Origin of the sequence: Ferrovibrio sp. (assembly GCF_965278975.1) — a bacterium.
GTDB lineage: Bacteria > Pseudomonadota > Alphaproteobacteria > Ferrovibrionales > Ferrovibrionaceae > Ferrovibrio.
On record NZ_OZ257126.1, the window covers coordinates 3,096,625 to 3,113,381 of the forward strand.

Consider the following 16,757-nt stretch of genomic DNA (forward strand, 5'->3'; position numbering starts at 1 on the left):
GCGGCGCGGGATCAACCCCGCGCCGTTTTCGTTTCAGTACGTCAGTATAGGCGACACATAAAAAAACCGAGGAGGCTCATCATGTCGCGCGTTGCAATCGTTACCGGTGGTACCCGAGGCATCGGGGCCGCGATTTCCAAACTGCTGCATCAGTCGGGTTACAAGGTTGCCGCCAATTATGCCGGCAACGAGGAGAAGGCGCGCGCTTTCGAAGCCGAGACCGGCATCAAGGCCTACAAGTGGAGCGTGGCTGATTACACCGCCTGCGCCGAAGGCGTGAAGAAGGTGGAGCGCGAGCTGGGCCCGGTCGATATCGTGGTCAACAATGCCGGCATCACGCGGGACGGCACCATGCACCGCATGAGCGAGCCGCAATGGCAGGAAGTGATCGACACCAACCTGGGCGGCTGCTTCAACATGTGCCGTGCCACCATCGACGGCATGCGCGAGCGCGGTTTCGGCCGCATCGTCAATATCGGCTCGATCAACGGCCAGGCCGGCCAGTATGGCCAGGTGAACTATGCTGCCGCCAAGTCCGGCATCCATGGCTTCACCAAGGCGTTGGCGCAGGAGGGCGCGGCGCGCGGCATCACCGTAAACGCCATCGCGCCGGGCTATATCGATACCGACATGGTTGCCGCCGTGCCGGCCAACGTGCTGGAAAAGATCGTCGCCAAGATTCCGGTCGGCCGCCTCGGCCGCGCCGATGAAATCGCCCGCGGCGTGCTGTTCCTGGTGGCCGATGAAGGCGGCTTCATCACCGGCTCCACGCTCAGCATCAACGGCGGCCAGCATATGTACTGAGCCGGTTTCAACCGGACAAAAAAGAAGCGGCGGCCGTGAGGCCGCCGCTTTTGTTTTGGCACTGATGCCGGATCAGCCGAGGTTCTTCTCGGCGAAGCTCCAGTTCAGCAACTGGTCGATCACCGCATTGGCGTAATCCGGGCGGCGGTTCTGCCAGTCGAGATAATAGGCATGCTCCCACACGTCGATGGTGAGCAGCGGCTTCACGCCGGCGACCGTCAGCGGGGTTTCGGCATTCGGCGTCTTGCGGATGGTCAGCTTGCCGTTCTCGAAGCACAGCCAGGCCCAGCCGGAGCCGAACTGGCCGATGGCGGCAGCGGCGAAATCGGCCTTGAACTTGTCATAGTCGCCGAAGCTGTCCTTGATCAGGTCGGCAATGCGGCCCGTGGGCTTGCCGCCGGCCTTGGGCGCCAGCGAATCCCAGTAGAAATCATGATTCCAGACCTGGGCGGCGTTGTTGAACACCGCCACCTTGTCGGCCTTGCCGGCGCTATCCTTGATGATCTGCTCCAGGCTCTTGCCCTGCAGGGACGCGTCTTCGGCGGCGAACTTGTTCAGGTTGTTGAGGTAGGTGGTGTGGTGCTTGCCGTAGTGAAAACCGATCGTGCCGGCGTTCACCACCGGGCTCAGCGCGTCATCGGCATAGGGAAGGGGCTTCATCGAGAATGGGGCAGTCATGGTTCCGTCCTTTATTTTTGTGCCAGTCGTCTGGTCCAGAGGGCCAGTCGTTTTGTCCAGAGGGAAGGTCTGGCGGCGAGGGGGAAGATAACGCGCTGGCCGTGGGATGAAACCGTTCCAGGGATGAAAATTGCCGGTTCCTGCCCTTGAAGCGGCCGTTGCCAGCGCGGCCCGGGTGAGAAGCCGCCCCTTACACCCGTATGACACGCTTTAGGCCGGCTGGTAGCCGTAATTCAGGCCGAACAGCAGGTGACGGCGGATCGCCTCGTTGCACGGATAGGCATAGGCCTGCATGCGGATGATCCATTCAATCGTGGCGGCACCGGTGGCGGTGAAGCGTTCGGTGGCATAGCGATGCAGCACCGGATAGGCCGGACTTTCCGCCACGCTGTTGGGCTGTAGCAGCGTCACTGTCACCAGCAGTGCCACGCCAGAACCCATCAGGGCCGCACGCGGCATGGCGGAGCGCCAGGTCGGCTGGCCGCGCCGCTGTGGAAAGGCGATGGTGAGCAGCAGGAAGCCGAGCTTGAACAGATGCCCGAGGCCGCCGGCCAGCGAGAAGCCAAGCGCGATCGGCGGCACGATGACGCGCTCGGCTGCCTCGCGGCCACGCTCGCCGAGCCGGCCTTCATCCTCGTAATCGGCCAGCGGCGCCAGCAGTGGCTCCATCTGCGCCTCGATCAGCGGCTGCAGCAGCGGCTCGAACACCCGGCGGCGCACTTCATCCTCATCGGCCACCGCCGGCAGCACCGGCAGCGACACCGACAGTGCCTGGAACGGCTGTGGCAGCAGGGCGCGCATGCGGGCCTGGATCGCCGGGTGGCGGAAAAAATCCTCGAACCGCACCAGGTTCAGCGGCAGATCGGCGCCGAAACTGTCGCGCATGATGCTTTGCGCCGCACGGTCGGCTTCCAGCTCGACGCGGTTGCGCACGGCGAGGTCGATGGCAGCGCGCTCGGCGGCACTGCCTTGCCTTATCCTGCGGCTGGCAAGGTATTCGCGCCAGGCAGCTTCCTGGCGTTCCGGGATCAGGCGCCGCGCGGCGTGATAGGCCTGGGCGCCGTCACTGTAGCGGGCATAATTCTCCACCATCCGCAGATACAGCGGCAGCCATACCATGTCGTGAAAATCCGCCGCCGTACCGAAGCAACCCTGCATACCCGGCTCGCAGGCTTCCGTGATGCGCCGGCGGAGCAATTGCCGCATCACGCTCAAGGCGTCTTGCTCCAGATCCGGCTTGGTCAGTGCCAGTGCCGGAAAAGCGGCGACGAATGCTTTGGCGGAAGGCGAACTGCTGCCTTCCGGCCCGAGATCGAGCCGCGCCACGCGCATCTCGCCATTGCTCAAGGCTACGGCGGCGAGCGAGAGAAACACCGCGTTGCGGCGGTCGCGCGCATCCAGCTCTTCGGTCAGTTCGCGCACCAGCCAGCTCTGGAACCAGAACATGCCGCCGATGCAGAAGAGGGTAAGCAGCAGCGTGCCGCCGAGCTTGTTACGCCAGGTCAGGCCCGTGCGGTTGAGCAGCAAAGGCAGCAAGGCCAGCGCCAGGGCGAGGCCCGAGAGGCTGCGGCCAATATGCTCGACATCCTTCAGCATCTCCGGCGACACGGTGCCGCTGGAAACATCGAGCAGCCGGGCCGAGAAGCCGAGTTCGAAGGCGAGATAGAGCAGGGTAAGCCACAGGATCGGCTGGCGGAAGATCGCCAGCCGGCTTGCCGCCGATGCGGAATCCCGGGCGGGCATCAGCCGCCCTTGCGGCTTTCCGGATCGAACAATACCGGTTCGGGCTGGTTGCGCGTGCCGTCATTGCGGGCGGGCCGCAGTGGCTTCGGCAGCGGGATGCTGGCGGCGGATTCGAATTCCGGCATGTCGGCGGCCGGCTGCGGTATCTGGATTTGGGCCTGCACCTTTGCCGGAATCTGGGCCGGCAATGTCACGGCGGGAGCGATAGCCAGCGCCTGTGGCAGCGCGGGCTTGGTCGCCACTGCTGCGGCGGTCTGTTGGCGCCGTTCAAGCGGCTGCTTGCGGCGGTTCAATTCGGCGAGGCGGCGCTCGGTCTGGGCGCGGCGCTTCATCTCGGCCAGATCGCGGCGGCGCTGCTCGCGCTCGACATTGAGCTGGTTCACCAGCGCATTGGCGTATTGCTGGGTCAATTTTGCTTCCGCAGAGGCATCGGGGTTGAGCGGCAGGGCCGGCTCGTTGCTGCTGTTCGCGACAGCGCGCGGTGCCGAGGCCGTAGCCGCAGGCGGCACGGTATCCTCCAGCGCGCAGGCGGTGGCCAGCGGCGCGAGCAGCACCAGGAGCAGGCGGCAATAGCGGTGCAAGATGATTGTCCCGTAGGGGCGGGCTCCCAGGCGGAACCACGCCATAACTTCGGTTTGAAGTCTAATATTGTGCAGTGCGAAAGGCAGGTAAAATTGCCATAAAACGGCGTCACTTTTCCGCCAGTTGCATGGCACTGGCGTGAGGCACGCTGTGTCCCGTGCCGCTGACCAGGCCGGGCGTTTCCACCAGGCCGGCAACGGCCTTGCCCACCAGATAGGTAAAGCCTGCGGCAGTGCCCATGGTAACGTCTTCCTGGCCGTCGACATCGGTCAAGACGCTTTCGAGATTGTGCAGGTGTGCCCGCTTGGTGAAGGTGCTCAGCGCGGCATGGCGCCGGGCAGGATCGATGTCACCGAAGGCCAGGCTGGTGGAGAAAGCATGGCAGCCGGTTTCGCAATAAAGATCGACAAGCCGGAAATCGGTCGCCACATGCAGAATACGGGTGGAGCCGAAGGGTTGTAGATAGGCCAGGATCTCGGCCACCCGGCTGCTCGGCGTGCCGGCCGGGATGTCGCGCAAGGCGAAGCCGAGATACTTGGCTACGGCCGCCGGGATTTCGCGCAGGCGGGCGAAATAGACCTCGCGATGGCGGGAGCCAGCCAGAGTGTCGAAACCCACATTGGCCACAACGATGCCCCGGCCGCCATTGTTCAGCATGCGGTGCAGGCCGAGCAAACTGGAGGTCAGTACATAGCGATCAATCTGGAACGGCAGTTCCTCGGCGCCTTCCACCAGCGGATCATTCACCAGATGCGCCAGTTGATGGCTTGGCTCGTGAATGGCGCAGGCCATGTATGGCGAAAACGAGTGTCGCTTGATGCTGTAGGCGGGATAGAAGCCTGCGCGACATTCCTTGAGAAAGGCGGCCAGGGTCTTTTGCTGGAATAGGCCGAGCAGTGGCTGGTCGAGATCGGCAAGATCGGGGCCGGCGCCGGTCACCACCGGGGCAGACCTTGCCGCCGGCTGATCGCTGGTGAGGGATGGGGCGGGTTCGTTGTCGAACAGGAGCACATCGCCGGGCATCGGACTCGCCGCCCGCGGATGCAGGGCCTCGGCCTCTGCCATGTCGCGCACATACTGCACCAGTTCGGGTAGGCTATGAATCTTCTCCAGGATGATGCCGCGATCCACTTCGGCCACAGCCGACAGAACAGTGATGCCGCTGCCCGGCGGTACTTCCCCCAGTACCAGCCTTTCGATCTCGTCGGCGATCACCTTGGCCTTGAAGCCGGCGGCGCGGCGGTCCAGCCGGGTGAACAATATCAGGTAGGTATCACTGTTGACCCGGTAATGAACATCGGTGATGTCCAACCGCCGGCGCAGTACATTATCGACGATATTCGACACACGGTCGGCGCTGGCCGTCCAGGCCTCGCCCAGCTTCTGCTTCAGTCCATCCAGACCGATAAGCTGCATGGTGCCGGCTGGCACTTTTACACTGGCTGGCTTGGCCTGCTGCACTTCCACATTTGCTGGAGCGGTCACCCCCGGCCGTGGCGGCAGGCGGGTTGGCTGCGCAGCGGCCCGGTCTGCCAGCGCATCATCCTCGCCGAACAGCATTTCGCCCAGGCGATCGAGTAGGGATTTCTGGTCTGAATGACTCATTTGGCTGACTATGACCCTTGGATCATGGTCAGCCTATACCGAGTTTATGCAACCACCAGTGCCAATACACGCGTATTAGCGAAATTTAGCAGTTATAACCCGGTGAAATTGGCCGTATCAGCAGGAAATCACAGTATTGTCGGGTTCGGCGCGTCGCCGTAGACCGCCTTCGGGTCGAAGGTCTTTTCCTTCTCCTCGAAGGTCAGCGCCACCGGGGCTTCACCATTCCCAGTGGGCACCGAGCGGTAGAAGCAGGAGCGGTAGCCGACATGGCAGCTGGCATCGCCCGGGATGCGCACGCGCAGCCACACGGCATCCTGGTCATCATCAATGCGCAGTTCCACCACCTGCTGCACCAAGCCGGAAGTGGCGCCCTTGTGCCACAGCACCTTGCGGCTGCGGCTGTAGTAATGCGCCTCGCCGGTGGCGATGGTGCGCTTCAGGGCTTCCTCGTTCATGTAGCCGAGCATCAGCACCTCGCCGGTATCGGCGGCGGTGGTGACGCAGGGCAGCAAGCCCTCGGCGTCGAATTTGGGGGCCAGTTCGTTGCCCTCTTCGACCTGCTCGATGCTGATGCGCTTGGCAAACACGGTTCTCTCTCCTGACGGATGTCCAGGACCAGTTGTCCTGGGGAATTGGGCCGTTATATATCGTTCAGACCCCCGGTGTTCAACCCGCACCCCAGGAAGGGTTCCGGACCGCCCCATGCTGAATGCCCTGTATAACGAGAAAATCCTTGGATTCGCGGCACATATCGGCCAGACCGAGCGCCTGCCCGAACCCGATGCCACGGTGACCCAGCAAAGCCCGCTCTGTGGCAGCCGCATCACCGTGGACCTCAAGATGGAGGGCGACCGGGTGGTCGGCTACGGCCAGCTGGTGCGGGCCTGCGCCCTGGGCCAGGCTTCGGCCTCGATTTTCGGCCAGCATGTGGTGGGCCAGGATGCCGCCACACTGCGCCAGTTGTTGGCGCGGATGCGGGCGATGCTGAAAGAGGGCGGCCCGGCCCCGGACGCCGAATTCGCCGGTGGCGAATTCGCCGACCTGGAAGTGCTCACCCCGGTGCGTGATCACAAGGCGCGCCACAATGCCGTGCTGCTGCCTTTCGAAGCCACCGTGAAGGCCATCGACCAGATCGAGGCCCGGCGCCAGGCTGGCTGATCCTGCGGGAGATGCCCGGGTCGAGCCCGGGCATGACGATTTGGTTGATCGTCACCCGAGGACTTGATCCGCGGGTCTGGTGCCGCTTTAGGCCGCTGCCCTGGCGACGGTCTGGATCAGGTTGATCATGCCCTTGAGGCCGTTGATGCGGTTGGAGGTGATGTTCTCCCACACGCCGATGCGCTCAAGGAAATCCGGCGGGTTGTCGATGATCTCGCGCGGCGTGCGGCCGGAATAGACCTTGAGCAGCAGCGCGATCAGGCCGGCGACGATCTCGCTTTCGCTGCTGGCCTGGTAATAGACATGGCCGTCGCGTGCTGCGCCATGCAGCCAGGCGCGGTTGATGCAGCCTTTCACGCGCCATTCATCGGTGCGCAGGTCGTCCGGGTAGGGCGGCAGTGCGCGGCCGAGATCGATCAGGTAGCGGTAGCGGTCCATCCAGTCGTCGAACAGCGAGAAGTCGTCGACGATTTCTTCCTGCGCCGCCTTGATGTCAGGCATTTCCGACATTTCAAGCGCGCCGCCATGTGGTTTCGCCGCCCTTGTCTTCAAGCAGGATGCCGCGCGCCGCCCATTCGTCGCGGATGCGGTCGCTCATCGCCCAATCCTTGGCGGCGCGCGCTGCCTTGCGCGCGGCAATCGCGGCTTCGATCTCGGCTGCTTCACCAGCATCGCCGCCTTGCAGCCAAGCCGCCGGTTCCTGCTGCAACAGGCCGAGCAGCCAGCCGGCGGCCAGCAACTCGCCCTTCAATCGCGCACGCTCGGCCGTATCGGTGGCCTTGTTGGCGGCATTGGCCAGGGCATGCAGTTCGGCCAGCGCCTTCGGCGTATTGAGGTCGTCCGACAATGCTTCGATGAACGCCGCAGGTGCTGCAACATCGGCGGCAGTCACATCCTTCAGGCCATCCAGCGCGCGGTAAAGCCGGTCGAGCTGCGCCTTGGCTTCGCGCATCCCGGCCTCGCCCCAGTCCAGCGGCTGGCGGTAATGCGCCGAGAGCAGCACCAGGCGGATCGCTTCGCCGGGCGCGATGCCGATCAGGTCGCGCACCAGCAGCACGTTGCCGAGCGACTTCGACATCTTCTCGGCATCGACATTGACGAAGCCGTTATGCAGCCAGTAGCGCGCGAAGGGCTGGCCGCCCAGCGTGCCTTTGTTGGCGCAGGTGCTTTGCGCGATCTCATTCTCATGGTGCGGGAAGATCAGGTCATGCCCGCCGCCATGGATGTCGATCGGGCCGGAACCGAGATTCTGGTCGATCATCGCCGAGCATTCGATATGCCAGCCAGGGCGGCCACGGCCCCAGGGGCTGTCCCAGCCCGGCAGGTCAGGTGCCGAGGGCTTCCACAGCACGAAGTCGGCAGGGTCCTGTTTGTAGGGCGCCACGTCAACGCGGGCGCCGGCAATCAGCTCATCGCGGTCGCGGCGCGACAATGCGCCATATTCCTTGAAGCTCGGCACGTTGAACAGCACATGGCCGTCCTTGGCATAGGCATGGCCATTGCCGATCAGCCGCTCGACCATGGCGATGATGGCGGCGATATGCTGCGTCACCTTCGGCTCGATCACCGGCGGCAGCACGCCCAGCGCACCCATGTCGGCATGGTAGGCGGCAAGGTAGCGTTCGGTGATGGTGCTGATCGGCACGCCCTCGGCCTTGGCGGCGTTGTTGATCTTGTCGTCCACGTCGGTGACGTTGCGGACATAGACCACGGCAGGATACTGCCGCTGCAGCAGGCGGTAGAGCACATCGAAGGCCACGGCGGGGCGGGCATTGCCGATATGGGCGAAGTTGTAGACCGTCGGGCCGCAGACATACATCGTCACCCGGTTCGGATCGAGCGGGGTGAAGGCCTCCTTGCGGCGGCTGAGGGTATTGTAAATCTGGATCGCCATGGCCCCGGAATATAGGGCTATGGCGTGCCAGTGCAACTATCCAGCCGCCAGCTTACCGCAGGTAATTGACCCCTGCTTACCGCAGGTAATTAACCAGCGAGAGCTGCAGGGTGTCGCGCGTGATGGTGTAGGTGGCTTCCAGCGAGGTCTGCAACGCCTTGATCAGGGTGGCGGTCTCGGCCGGGTCGGCATCCTCGATGCTGCCGATGCGGGTTTTCAGCACATCAAGCGAACGGTCATGGCGGGCCTGCAATTCGCCCAGGCGCTGCTCGGTATGGCCGTTGGTCGAGGCCGTGGTCTTCAGGCTCTGCAGCGAGGTGCGCAGCGAGGCCAGGGCATCATCCACGCGCTGGGCATAGAGCACCGGGTCCGAGATATCCTGGATCGCCGAGCGGAACCGGGTCAGCGAGTCAACGAGCTGCTGGATGCCGGGATCGGTGGCGCTGATGCCATACTGCACCCGCTCGTTGTCGTCGGCATAGACCGAGATGAAGTTATCTTCCGGTGCGCCGTTGGTGCCGGTCGTGTCGAAATAGTAGTTGTCCAGTTCGTCGGTGTTGGTGACGTTGAGCCATAGCGGCTGGCCGCCCACGCCGCTGCCTTCGTTCGACACCGTGAGCGCCGGCGGCACGGCACCGGCCGGGCTGTCGGCGACAACGTTGGAAAGCGGTGCCAGCACCGGATTGGTGCCATAGTTGCGCCCGGCGAACAGGTAGCGCTCGCTGTCCTTGGTCTGCAGGAAGGTGCCGACGCGATCGAGCAGCACGTTGACCTGCGCCGTCGGTGCCGAAGTCGTGGCGAAGAACGAGTCGCGGTTCTTGATCATCAGATCCTGCGCCTCGGTCGCCACGTCGATCAGCTGCTCCATGGTAATGGAATAGAGCCGCACGCGGTTCTGCGCCGTGGTGATGGCGCTCTTGTAGGAATTGGCGGTCTGCAATTCCGCCTTGAGGTCGCCGAGTTCCTGGGCGCGTGTCGACACGCCCACCAAGCCGCCGAGGATGCGGCCAGAGGAGAGCTGCGACTGCTGATTGGTCAGCTGCTGGTTCAGGTTCCGAATCAGGCGCGTCTGGTCAAGGATGCGGGCGAACTGGGTGGAGCCGGTGATCGCGACCATGATTACCTCCCGATATTGACCAGCGTGTCGAACATCTGGGTGATGTTGTTCAGCACGTTGGCCATTGCGGCATAATTGTTTTGCAGGATCTGCAGATTGGCGAGTTCGGTGTCGATATCGACGCCGGTGAGGTTGCGCAGCTTCTGATCCATCGTGTGCTGGATCTGCTCGGCGCTGTCGGCATTCTGTGCGTTCACATCGGCGTTGCGCGCGTGATAGGCCAGCACGTTGTCAACCAGGCCGAAGATGGTGAGGTTGCCGGTCGTCAGGCCATTGCCCTCGGCGCCAAGGCGGTTGATGTCGGTAGCGGTGATCTGGGTGTTGCGCATCGCCTGCTGCACATCGCCGGCCGCCAGCACTTTCAGGCTTTCGGTGCCGTTCAGCAGGTTCGGGTTCACCGCGATGCCCTGGGCTTCCTCGCTGGTCAGGCCGCCGAAGGTGAAGAAGTCTGTGCCTTCCGGCGGCACCGGTGCCGGGATGGCGGCTTCGGCGGCGTTGTAGGCGTTGTTGACGATGGTCACCAGGTTGTAGGCGATCGAGTCGAGCTGGTTCACATATTTGGCCAGCGTGCCGAGATTGGGGTCGCTGGAGCCGACCGCCGCCGTGCTGGGATCGAGATAATCCAGCGCGGCGCGGATCGAACCATTGAGGAAACCGCCATTCAGCGACGTGGTGGCACCCTGATAGGTGATGGTGCCGGCCGAGCCGGTGGAAGAGGGGGTGTAGGTGAATTGCTGCGCGATGGTGCCGGTGATCTGCACGCCGGCTTCGGTGTAGACCGTCATTTCACCACGGTCGTTGGTCAACGTGCGGATGCTGACCAGTTCAGCGATGCGGGCCACTTCCTTGTCGCGCAGATCTTCCAGGTCGCCGGTCGGCTGGCCCGAGCCGAGCGTCGAAGCGATCTGCACGTTCAGCTTCTGGATCTGCACGGAAGCATCGTTCAGCGTGTTGATCGAGGTCTGCACCGCATCATCGGCACGGGTGCGGAGTTGGGTCTGCTTGGCATTGAGCTGGTTGATGCGCACGGCCACATCCTGGCCACGGCGGATCACCTCGTTGGCGAGGTCGGAGTTTTCCGGATTGGCTTCCAGGTTCTTCCAGGCTTCCTCGAACTGCGACAGCAAACGGGCCAGCGCCGGCTGGTCGCCGGTGGTGACGGTGGCGTCGAGGATTTCCGCCAGGTCGGCGGTCAGTGTTTTCTGGGTCGAGGTGCGGCCGTAATCGGCCTGGGCGGAATAGAGATCCTGCTGCACCTCGGGCGCCGCGATGCGGCTGATCTGCGCGATCAGCGGCGAACCGGGCAGGCCGTCGATGGCCGGCGTCGTCAGCGTCGCCACCTTGCGGGTGTAGTCCGGGTTCTGCGCGTTGGCAACGTTGGCCGACAGCAGACGGGTCTGCTGCTGCAGGGTGCCAAGAGCGGCGACAGAAGAGGACAGGGCGGCGGTGAGCGACATGGTGAAAATCCTTCCTTAGCCGGGCGGCCCGTTCTGGGCCGCCCCGGGCGCGGGATTAGCGGCGGATATTGATCGTTTCTTGCAGCAATTCGTCGGCCACCGTGATCAGGCGGGCATTGGCCGAGTAGGCGCGCTGGGCAACGATCATCTTGGAGAATTCCTCCGCGATATCGACGTTGGACTGTTCGATGGCGGCGGAGACCAGGCTGCCGACGCCGGAACCGCCCACCTGGGTCAGCACCGGCGAACCGGAACCGGGGGTTTCGAGGAAGGCGTTGCCATCCACGCGGTCAAGCTCGGTCGGATCGCGGAACTTGGCGAGCTGAAGCTGGTAGAAGGGCTTCACGTTGCCGTTGTCGAAGGTCACCGAGACCTGGCCGTTATTGTCGATCGCCAGGCTCTTGAAGTTGCCGCGCGGCACGCCGTTCTGGCTGAAGTCGTTCAGGCTCAGGGTGGTGCCGGCGAACTGCGTGGTGCCGATGGTTTCGCCATAGGAACCGAAGTCGATGGCAACCGCCTGGGCGCCGGAGCCGAAATCCATCGCCAGGGTGAAGTTGGCGTTGTCGCCCACGGCGGCCGGGGCCACCAGGGTGATGTTGCCGTCAGCGGTGGTCATGTCGGAGATGGTGCCGGGCGTGACCGTGGTGGCGCCGATGGTGCCGCCGAAAGTCACGGTGATCGGGCCGTAGGTCGCCGGCGTCGAGTTGACGGCGTTGACGGTCAGGTCCCAGCTGTTGTTGGCGGTGCGGGTCCAGTCCAGTTCCAGCGTCTGGGCATTGCCGAGCGCGTCGAACACCTGGATCGAGCTGGTCGGAAGGTTGGCCGGCAGCGCGCCCGTGGCATCCAGCACGTTGGAAGGCAGGTTGGCCGAGTATTCCACCGAGGTGGTGGCCACCGGGCTGTCGAGCAGGTTGGAGACGCGCACCTCGGTCGGCGTCGCGGACGTGGTCAGCGCGCCGGTGGTGGGATCTTCGGTGATGGCGAAGCCGCGCAGGAAGTAGCCCGAGGAATTGACCAGGTAGCCATCCTCGTTCTGGATGAAGTCACCCACGCGGGTGAAGTAGGAGGTGGTTTCGAAGGTCGGCAGGCCGGTATTCGCGTCGATGCCGGTTTTCTTCGATACCGGGATGAAGCCCTGGCCGGAGACCGCCACGGAGGTGGTGGAATTCACCTGCTGGATGGCGCCCTGGGCGTTGTTGGCGAAGAACGGCGAGTTCAGCGCGCCGCCCGGCGAGTGGGTGTTGGCCTGGGCGGAGGACTGGGTGACCAGCGTGGCGAAGCGCGATTCCACCTTCTTGTAGCCGTTGGTGGTCGCGTTGGCGACGTTGTCGGAGATGAAGCCAATCGCGGTCGACTGGCCGTTCAGGCCGGTAATCGCGGTTTGCAAAGCGCCACTGATCGTCATTGTTGCCTCCAGGCAGCGGGTAGTACGGTTTGGCCTAGTAATAGCAAGCCCCGTGCCAAGCCATTTTTATGGCTCAATATGTTGATTTTACTTAATATTTTTCGCGGAGCCGGCTAGGCAGAATTTGCCGCGCGGCAGGCCGCCGGGAGGCCACGGCAGGTTTTGCCGGGCATGAAAAAAGCCGCCGGCAGGGCGCCGGCGGCTTTCATGGACTCTATATACGCGTGCCGTCGGGCTTAGTGCGACGGTGCGTCCTCGCGTTCCTCGGTTTCAGCCCGGCTGCCGGGCTGGGCGCTGGTTTCCAGCACCTGCTCCAGTTCCATTTCCAGGCTCGGCTGCGGCTCGCCTTCCGAGAAGGGGGCGCCGCCGGCCTGGGGCTGTTGCTGCTGCGGATGCGGCTGGCCGTTGCCGTTGCCATTGCCGTTACCGTTCTGCGGTGCGCCATTGGCGGCATTGGCCGCACGCTGCGCCGGGGCCACGCCCTGGGCCAGCATGATGCGGTAATAGTGTTCCGCATGCTGCAGGAAGCTCTCCGCCTGCACACGGTCGCCGGAGGAATTGGCGTCGCGGGCGAGCTGGCAATAGCGTTCGAAGATATGGCTGGCCGTGCCGCGGATCTTTACGTCCGGGCCGTTGCTGTCGAAATTGCGGTGCGCATTGTTGCTATTCATGCCGCCGTTGTTGCCACCGCCGCCGCCGCCACCACCATGGGGACGACGGCCTTGGGGACGGCCACCGCGTTGACGATTTTTATTCACAGGGTTCATCTCGCTCTGGATCGCATAGGGCGTTGCTGCTTTGGCAGCCAGGTCGCATCGGCGGCATGGTCGGCCTTTCGATACATCCGCCAGACCGCGCGGATCAGGCGCGGATTGCCGGCGGGGGCTTCGATACCAGGGCGGGTTAGGCCTTAGGAGTCTGTATCGAGAGGGCGGTGGCGCTGCCGAGATTATCGTTCCTTCTCCGACCGGCTTGGCTTAACCAATTGGCCGGCTGATACCAGTACGCTGGTTCATGTCGAAGGATCATTCCCGGGGGGCAGCACCACCCCTGGCAGCCAAGATAAGCGGCTCCGGGCAACCTGCCAATAGCCAAATTGGGCTTTTTTATCGGGACTTGCGGGCCAGCAGGGCGCGAATCGTACCGCCCAGATCGGCTTCCAGGGCCACGGCGCCGAACCCAGCCTGTTCCAGCAGGGCCGCTACGGCCGCTTCCTGGCCCTGGCCGATTTCCAGCGCCACCAGGCCGCCAGGGTTCAGCAGGCTGGCGGGTTGCAGCAGCCGCGCGGCATCGGGGATCAGCCGGCGATAGGCTTCCAGGCCATCCGCGCCGCCATCCAGCGCGCCAGGCGGTTCATGGCGGGCGACTTCCGGTTCCAGCGCGGCAAGCGCGGCAGACTCTATATATGGGGGGTTGCTGATCACGATATCGAACGGGCCAGCGAGGCCAGCGCCCCAGTCGCCCGGCTGGAAAGCGGCGCGGTGATCGAGTTGCAGGCTGGCCGCATTGCGGCGCGCCACCGCAAGCGCCGCAGCCGAGCGGTCGATGCCGAGACCGCTGGCCTGCGGCAGTTCGTGCAGCAGGCTCAGCAGCAGGCAGCCCGAGCCGGTGCCGAAATCCAGCAGCCGCAGCTTGGCCTGACGATCCGGCACACGCGCCAGCACGGCGGCCACCAGGGTCTCGCTATCGGGCCGTGGATCGAGCACATCAGGCGTGACGCTGAAAGTCAGGCTCCAGAATTCGCGCCGGCCCAGGATCTGCGCCATCGGCTGGCGCCCAATGCGGCGCTCAAGCAAGGCGGCGAAGCGTGCCGCCGCTTCCGGTGCGATTTTGGTATCGGTCTCGATGCGCACGCGGTCTGGCGAAAGCCCGGTCGCCTCCGCCAGCAGCAGCACGGCATCAAGCCTCGGGCTGTCGCAGCCGGCGGCCTTCAGCGCCGCCGTGGCGTCGCGCAGGGCTGTATCTATCCGGGTCAATCGTTGAGGGCGGCGAGCCGCCCGGCCTGGTCCTCGGCGATCAGCGCCTCCACCACTTCGTCCAGCGCCTCGCCGGTCACGATCTGCTCGATCTTGTAGAGCGTCAGGTTGATGCGGTGGTCGGTGACGCGGCCTTGCGGGAAATTGTAGGTGCGGATGCGTTCCGAGCGGTCGCCGGAGCCGACCTGGCCCTTGCGGTCCGCCGCACGCGCCGAGGCCAGCTTGTCGCGCTCGGTCTCATACAGCTTGGCGCGCAGCAGCTTCATCGCCTGCGCCTTGTTCTTATGCTGGCTGCGCTCGGTCTGCTGTGCCACCACGATGCCGGTGGGCAGATGCGTGATGCGCACCGCCGAGTCCGTGGTGTTGACATGCTGGCCGCCGGCACCCGAGGAGCGGTAGACATCGATGCGCAGATCGCTTTCGTTGATCTGGATATCCACGTCCTCGGCTTCCGGCAGCACCGCCACGGTGGCGGCCGAGGTATGGATACGGCCTGAGGCTTCCGTCGCCGGCACGCGCTGCACGCGATGCACGCCGCTTTCGAATTTCAGCCGGGCATAGACGCCACGGCCGGAAATCTCTGCCACGGCCTCGCGCACGCCGCCGAGTTCGGTGTCGGCGATGTTCATCACCTCGAAGCGCCAGCCCTTCTGCGCCGCATAGCCGCGATACATGGCGAACAGTTCGGCGGCGAACAAGGCCGCTTCGTCGCCGCCGGTGCCGGCGCGCACTTCGAGTATGGCGTTCTTCTCATCCGCCGCGTCCTTCGGCAGCAGCAGGATCAGCAGGCCGCGCTCGATTTCCGGCATCGCCGCCTGGGCTTCCTTCCACTCGGCCTCGGCCAGGTCGCGCATCTCGGCATCGGCTGTTGCGTCATCCTTCATCGCCGCGAGGTCGGCGAGTTCGGCGCGCTTGGCTTGCCAATGGCGGATACCCTCCACCAGCGGCTCCAGCTCGGCATATTCCTTCGACAGCTTGACGAAAGCCTCGCCGGCGCTGCCCGAGGCCATCTCGGATTGCAGCCGGTCGAAACGGTCAAGCACCTTGTCGAGTTTGGCCTCGGGCAGGGCGGGCAGGTCCATGTTATTTCACCCGCGTTGCTGCAGGTGTGCCGCCAGGTCGCCGCGCGCCACTTCGGTTTCGCTGCCGGCCTTGAGGTCCTTCAGCTTCACCACGCCCTTGGCCAGTTCGTCATCGCCGAAGATCACGGCGAAGCGGCAGCCAAGCTTGTCGGCGCGCTTCATGCGCTTGCCCACATTGCCCTTGTAGCCAAGTTCCACGGCGATATTCGCCGCGCGCAATTCGGTTGCCAGCGCCACGGCGGCGGCTTCCGCCGGCTCGCCGATCGGCACGATGGCAACGGCCTCGGTGGCGGCGACCTGTGGATCGCTCAACAGCACCAGGCGCTCGATGCCGCCGGCCCAGCCGATGCCGGGCGTTGGCTGGCCGCCAAGCTGCTGGATCAGGCCATCATAGCGGCCACCGGCAATCACCGCGCCCTGGGCGCCGAGATGCGTGGTGACGAATTCGAACGCCGTGTGGGTGTAGTAATCCAGGCCGCGCACCAGGCGCGGATCGACCTGGAACGGCACGCCGGCCAAAGTAAGGCCCTGCTTCACGGCGGCAAAGAAATTGGCCGCAGCGGGCGTGAGGAAATCATCGATCAGCGGCGCATTGGCCACCAGCTTGCGGTCGCCTTCATCCTTGGAATCGAGGATGCGCAGCGGGTTCTTCTCCAGGCGCTTCAGGCTGTCTTCCGACAGGCTGGCCTTGTGCTGGGAGAAATACGCCACCAAAGCGTCGCGATAGGCAGCCCGGCTTTCCGGGTCGCCCAGCGTGTTGAGCAGCAGGGTGCATTTATCCAGGATGCCGAGACGGCGCAGGATATCGGCGCCCAGCGTGATCACTTCCACATCGGCCTGCGGTTCAGGCGAACCGATCACTTCCACGTCGATCTGGTGGAACTGGCGCTGGCGGCCCTTCTGCGGCCGTTCGTAGCGGAACATCGGGCCCCAGGCGAAAGCCTTGAACGGAACATTCTGCTGCTGGCCGTTGGAGATGAAGGCGCGACAGATGCCGGCAGTGTATTCCGGGCGCAGCGCCAGGTTCTCGCCGCCGCGGTCGTTGATGGCATACATCTCCTTCGACACGGCATCCGAAGTCTCGCCCATCGAACGGGCAAACACATCGGTGAATTCGAAGATCGGCGTTGCCATTTCGCGATAGCCATAAAGGCTGGCCGCAAGCCGCGCGGTGTCCACTACGCTGCGGAAGCGGGCATAGTCATCGGGCAGTAGATCATGGGTGCCGCGCACGGGCTGGAACTGGGCCACGG

Annotated in this window: 16 protein-coding genes; 2 read left to right on the plus strand and 14 right to left on the minus strand. The window is 64.4% G+C overall.

All coding sequences use genetic code 11. The features are described 5' to 3' along the window. The first annotated feature begins 81 nt into the window (after nt 1-81). Nucleotides 82-804, plus strand: coding sequence for an acetoacetyl-CoA reductase (phbB, locus tag ACQY7X_RS14740; RefSeq protein ID WP_428246171.1), 723 nt, complete (start codon nt 82-84; stop codon nt 802-804). Nucleotides 805-876: 72 nt separating this feature from the next. Here phbB and ACQY7X_RS14745 read toward each other — a convergent pair whose 3' ends face one another. From ACQY7X_RS14745 to hisI, 5 genes are all read right to left on the minus strand, one after another. Further along, nucleotides 877-1,482 carry a superoxide dismutase gene (locus ACQY7X_RS14745; protein ID WP_428246172.1) on the minus strand — a complete coding sequence of 202 codons (606 nt, stop codon included), beginning with the start codon at nt 1,480-1,482 and terminating at the stop codon, nt 877-879. 210 nt (nt 1,483-1,692) lie between these two features. Then, nucleotides 1,693-3,225, minus strand: a complete 1,533-nt coding sequence (locus tag ACQY7X_RS14750; protein WP_428246173.1) for a hypothetical protein — start codon at nt 3,223-3,225, stop codon at nt 1,693-1,695. Further along, nucleotides 3,225-3,806, minus strand: a complete 582-nt coding sequence (locus tag ACQY7X_RS14755; RefSeq protein WP_428246174.1) for a hypothetical protein — start codon at nt 3,804-3,806, stop codon at nt 3,225-3,227. Before ACQY7X_RS14755 ends, ACQY7X_RS14750 begins: the two co-directional genes overlap by 1 nt. A gap of 109 nt (nt 3,807-3,915) precedes the next feature. Further along, on the minus strand, nt 3,916-5,412 hold the full coding sequence (locus tag ACQY7X_RS14760) for a hypothetical protein (protein ID WP_428246175.1): 1,497 nt from the start codon (nt 5,410-5,412) through the stop codon (nt 3,916-3,918). 128 nt (nt 5,413-5,540) lie between these two features. Beyond that, a complete protein-coding gene (gene hisI, locus ACQY7X_RS14765) occupies nt 5,541-6,002 on the minus strand; it encodes a phosphoribosyl-AMP cyclohydrolase (RefSeq protein ID WP_428246176.1) in 462 nt (153 codons plus the stop codon). 115 nt (nt 6,003-6,117) lie between these two features. Between hisI and ACQY7X_RS14770 the strand changes: the two genes are divergently transcribed. After that, nucleotides 6,118-6,573: an iron-sulfur cluster assembly scaffold protein gene (locus ACQY7X_RS14770; RefSeq protein ID WP_428246177.1), complete on the plus strand. Its 456-nt coding sequence runs from the start codon at nt 6,118-6,120 to the stop codon at nt 6,571-6,573. Nucleotides 6,574-6,660: 87 nt separating this feature from the next. On the opposite strand, the gene ACQY7X_RS14775 is transcribed toward ACQY7X_RS14770, so the two are convergent. From ACQY7X_RS14775 to hisS, 9 genes are all read right to left on the minus strand, one after another. Beyond that, nucleotides 6,661-7,074, minus strand: a complete 414-nt coding sequence (locus ACQY7X_RS14775; protein ID WP_428246178.1) for a SufE family protein — start codon at nt 7,072-7,074, stop codon at nt 6,661-6,663. 10 nt (nt 7,075-7,084) lie between these two features. Next, nucleotides 7,085-8,467: a cysteine--tRNA ligase gene (gene cysS, locus ACQY7X_RS14780; RefSeq protein ID WP_428246179.1), complete on the minus strand. Its 1,383-nt coding sequence runs from the start codon at nt 8,465-8,467 to the stop codon at nt 7,085-7,087. Between the two features lie 76 nt (nt 8,468-8,543). Further along, nucleotides 8,544-9,584 carry a flagellin gene (locus tag ACQY7X_RS14785; protein WP_428246180.1) on the minus strand — a complete coding sequence of 347 codons (1,041 nt, stop codon included), beginning with the start codon at nt 9,582-9,584 and terminating at the stop codon, nt 8,544-8,546. A gap of 2 nt (nt 9,585-9,586) precedes the next feature. Then, complete coding sequence (gene flgK / locus ACQY7X_RS14790; protein ID WP_428246181.1) at nt 9,587-11,041, minus strand: flagellar hook-associated protein FlgK; 1,455 nt, start codon at nt 11,039-11,041, stop codon at nt 9,587-9,589. A 55-nt stretch (nt 11,042-11,096) separates the two neighbouring features. After that, the gene (locus ACQY7X_RS14795) at nt 11,097-12,446 is read right to left on the minus strand and encodes a flagellar hook protein FlgE (protein WP_428246182.1); all 1,350 of its coding nucleotides are present in this window, start codon (nt 12,444-12,446) and stop codon (nt 11,097-11,099) included. Nucleotides 12,447-12,682: 236 nt separating this feature from the next. Beyond that, nucleotides 12,683-13,204 carry a DUF4167 domain-containing protein gene (locus ACQY7X_RS14800; protein ID WP_428246183.1) on the minus strand — a complete coding sequence of 174 codons (522 nt, stop codon included), beginning with the start codon at nt 13,202-13,204 and terminating at the stop codon, nt 12,683-12,685. Nucleotides 13,205-13,552: 348 nt separating this feature from the next. After that, on the minus strand, nt 13,553-14,422 hold the full coding sequence (prmC, locus tag ACQY7X_RS14805) for a peptide chain release factor N(5)-glutamine methyltransferase (RefSeq protein WP_428246184.1): 870 nt from the start codon (nt 14,420-14,422) through the stop codon (nt 13,553-13,555). Beyond that, on the minus strand, nt 14,419-15,504 hold the full coding sequence (gene prfA / locus ACQY7X_RS14810) for a peptide chain release factor 1 (protein WP_428246185.1): 1,086 nt from the start codon (nt 15,502-15,504) through the stop codon (nt 14,419-14,421). Before prfA ends, prmC begins: the two co-directional genes overlap by 4 nt. 6 nt (nt 15,505-15,510) lie before the next feature. Beyond that, nucleotides 15,511-16,755, minus strand: a complete 1,245-nt coding sequence (hisS, locus tag ACQY7X_RS14815) for a histidine--tRNA ligase (protein ID WP_428246186.1) — start codon at nt 16,753-16,755, stop codon at nt 15,511-15,513. Between the last annotated feature and the right edge of the window lie 2 nt (nt 16,756-16,757).

Coding starts and splice junctions, on each gene's coding strand:
- phbB (WP_428246171.1), top strand. CDS start 82: ATGTCGCGCGTTGCAATCGTTACCGGTGGTACCCGAGGCATCGGGGCC.
- ACQY7X_RS14745 (WP_428246172.1), bottom strand. CDS start 1,482: ATGACTGCCCCATTCTCGATGAAGCCCCTTCCCTATGCCGATGACGCG.
- ACQY7X_RS14750 (WP_428246173.1), bottom strand. CDS start 3,225: ATGCCCGCCCGGGATTCCGCATCGGCGGCAAGCCGGCTGGCGATCTTC.
- ACQY7X_RS14760 (WP_428246175.1), bottom strand. CDS start 5,412: ATGAGTCATTCAGACCAGAAATCCCTACTCGATCGCCTGGGCGAAATG.
- ACQY7X_RS14770 (WP_428246177.1), top strand. CDS start 6,118: ATGCTGAATGCCCTGTATAACGAGAAAATCCTTGGATTCGCGGCACAT.
- ACQY7X_RS14775 (WP_428246178.1), bottom strand. CDS start 7,074: ATGCCTGACATCAAGGCGGCGCAGGAAGAAATCGTCGACGACTTCTCG.
- cysS (WP_428246179.1), bottom strand. CDS start 8,467: ATGGCGATCCAGATTTACAATACCCTCAGCCGCCGCAAGGAGGCCTTC.
- ACQY7X_RS14785 (WP_428246180.1), bottom strand. CDS start 9,584: ATGGTCGCGATCACCGGCTCCACCCAGTTCGCCCGCATCCTTGACCAG.
- flgK (WP_428246181.1), bottom strand. CDS start 11,041: ATGTCGCTCACCGCCGCCCTGTCCTCTTCTGTCGCCGCTCTTGGCACC.
- ACQY7X_RS14795 (WP_428246182.1), bottom strand. CDS start 12,446: ATGACGATCAGTGGCGCTTTGCAAACCGCGATTACCGGCCTGAACGGC.
- prfA (WP_428246185.1), bottom strand. CDS start 15,504: ATGGACCTGCCCGCCCTGCCCGAGGCCAAACTCGACAAGGTGCTTGAC.